The sequence below is a fragment of the Halomonas sp. BM-2019 genome (assembly GCF_017584085.1).
Genome location: NZ_CP071922.1, coordinates 2,414,515 through 2,417,439 on the forward strand (window position 1 = coordinate 2,414,515; position 2,925 = coordinate 2,417,439).

General features: G+C 51.2%; 3 protein-coding genes. 1 reads left to right on the plus strand and 2 read right to left on the minus strand.

Going from position 1 to position 2,925, the window contains the following annotated elements; all coding sequences use genetic code 11:
• A partial coding sequence (ruvC, locus tag J5F18_RS12040; RefSeq protein ID WP_346298865.1) for a crossover junction endodeoxyribonuclease RuvC occupies window positions 1-277 on the minus strand: 277 nt, incomplete at its 3' end.
• Window positions 278-335: 58 nt separating this feature from the next.
• Entirely contained in the window at window positions 336-2,087 is a 1,752-nt protein-coding gene (aspS, locus tag J5F18_RS12045; protein WP_346298866.1) for an aspartate--tRNA ligase, read from the minus strand.
• 232 nt (window positions 2,088-2,319) lie between these two features.
• Here aspS and cmoA point away from each other — a divergent pair.
• On the plus strand, window positions 2,320-2,925 hold a 606-nt coding region (cmoA, locus tag J5F18_RS12050; protein WP_346298867.1), incomplete at its 3' end, for a carboxy-S-adenosyl-L-methionine synthase CmoA.

Genomic DNA, 2,925 nt, shown 5'->3' on the forward strand with positions numbered 1-2,925 from the left:
CGCGCGCTTGCCCCAGCTTAAGAGCCGAATCTGGATTGCGGGCCATAAAGACCTGCTCAATAGCAAAGTCTGTTGGCTGGAACTGCTGAATAAGTTCGCTGACACCATCATGGATCATTTTAAGACGGGTTGCGAGGGGAATTGTCGTCGTCCCGCCCGTGCGAGCGAGTTTGATACAACCGCTCCCCAAGTATGTGAGACGTGCACCATGCTGCTCAATCACCCCATAACCGGTGATTCGACTTCCCGGGTCAATTCCGAGAATAATCCGCTGCATGCTGTCTCCTTGTGATCCAAGTTGAGCGCCCAACGCTCCGTTACGGCGAGTGCGTTGGTTACGGTTTAATTTGGATGCCTAGTTCTTCGAGGGCTGCGGGGTTCGCGACGCCTGGTGCATCCGTTAATGGGCATTGTGCCGTGGTGGTTTTCGGGAATGCAATGACGTCCCGGATTGAGCTCGCGCCCACCATCAACATGACCAAGCGATCCAAACCGAACGCCAAACCTGCGTGCGGCGGCGCACCATATTTCAAAGCTTCGAGCAAGAAACCAAACTTTTCTTGGGCTTCCGCTTCATCAATGCCCAAGATGCCAAACACCACTTGCTGCATTGCGTTGTCGTGGATACGAACCGAGCCGCCACCCACTTCGACACCGTTTAGCACCATATCATAAGCATTGGAGAGCGCTGCTCCTGGGCTCGCACGAAGTTCGTCTGCTGACACGCCAATCGGCGCCGTAAATGGATGATGCAGCGCGAAGAAACCTTCCTCCGTTTCTTCGAACATTGGGAAATCGACCACCCACAATGGCTTCCACTCGTTCGCGACGAGATCAAAATCTTGGCCCAGCTTCAAACGCAACGCACCCAAAGCCTCAGATACCACCGTAGCTTTATCTGCACCGAAGAGAAGAATATCGCCATCTTGTGCATCGACTCGCTCGAGGAGTTCAGCCACAACAGCGTCTGGGAAGAACTTCAAGACTGGCGACTGTAAGCCGTCGATTCCTGCCGCCCGGTCGTTGACCTTCATCCACGCCAAGCCTTTGGCGCCGTAAATACCGACAAAGGCCGTGTATTCATCAATTTGCTTACGGCTGAGACTTGCGCCGCCCGGTACCTTAATCACCGCAACGCGACCCTTGGCGTCATTGGCAGGACCCGAGAACACTTTGAAATCGATGTCTTTTACCAAATCCGCAACGTCTACCAATTCCAGCGGATTGCGCAGATCTGGTTTATCACTCCCAAAACGACGCATCGCTTCGCTGTACGCCATCACCGGGAAATCACCCAAGTCGACTTCGAGCATTTCGAGGAATAAAGACCGCACCATGGCTTCTGTCAATTCGCGTACTTGCCCTGCCGACATGAAGGTTGTTTCAATATCAATCTGAGTAAACTCTGGTTGGCGATCCGCGCGCAAATCTTCATCACGGAAGCACTTTACGATCTGATAGTAGCGATCAAAACCGGACATCATTAAGAGTTGCTTAAACAACTGCGGGCTTTGCGGTAAGGCAAAGAACTTGCCTTTGTGTGTCCGACTTGGGACCAAGTAATCGCGCGCACCTTCAGGCGTGGCCCGCGTCAACATAGGAGTTTCGATATCGAGAAAGCCGCGACTGTCCATGAAACGACGAACCGCACTCGCAACACGCGCTCGGAACTGAATCTTTTCGTTCATATCAGGACGGCGCAAATCCAAGTACCGATAGCGCAGGCGTTGCTCTTCACTGACCTGCTGGTTGTAATCGATCGGGAGCGGCGCTGCACGATTCAAAATGGTAATTTCTTTAGCTAACAGTTCAACTTTACCGGTTGTCATCCGGGCGTTGATTTGCCCCTCTGGACGGGCCCGAACTTCACCGGTGATTTGCACACAGAACTCTTGGCGCAGTTTATTCGCTTCGGCAAACATGTCAGCGAAGTCGGGATCAAAAACCACCTGCAACAACCCTGTGCGATCACGCATATCGACGAAAATCAAACCGCCGAGATCGCGTCGTTTATGGACCCAGCCTGCAACCGTAACTGAGTTTCCGAGTTCTTGTTCTGTGACTTGTCCGCAATAGTGACTACGCATGTTAACCCTGTTTCCAGGCGCACAGTATATAGGAGAGCGAGTCAGAAAGTCACCCGCTGTAATACCTTACTGACCTGGTAAAAAGCGCAGTCCATACGTCTATGGCTCTGGCTGTTGGCTGGCTTTAGCCTTATCCTCGCCGGGTTTTAATGGTCGTTGTCATTGGCATACGGTACAATCTGCTGGTGATTAATGACCCATTCAACTGAAGATTTGGATTGCTTGCTCCGCTATGAACAAACAACGTGATTCGATATATGCTGCGCCCCTCTCACAAGTGAGCGACTTTGCGTTTGATACCCAAGTTGCCAACGTGTTTCCGGACATGATCAATCGTTCGGTTCCAGGCTATGCAACTATTATAGATGTGATTGGGCGATTAGCAGACCGTTATGCGCAACCGAACACGCGTATTTACGATTTGGGCTGTTCTTTAGGTGCCGCAAGTTTATCGATTCGTCAACACTGTCAGGTGCCCGGTGTGCAAATCATTGCTGTTGATAACTCATCCGCGATGGTCGAGCGGTGTGAGAGCCATATTAACGCATATCGAGGAACGATTCCGGTGCAGGTTGAATGCGCAGATATCCTCGATTTTCCACTACAGCCGTGTTCTATGATTGTCTTGAACTTTACCTTGCAATTCATTGCTCCAGAGCAACGGGATGCATTAATGCAACGATTCTTTGACGCGCTGCTTCCGGGTGGTTTGCTTATCCTTTCCGAAAAAGTCACCCATTTAGACCCAATTGCTGAATCCACTTTGGTTGATTTACACCATGAGTTCAAACGTAGCAACGGATATAGCGATCTCGAGATCAGTCAAAAGCGAGCCGCA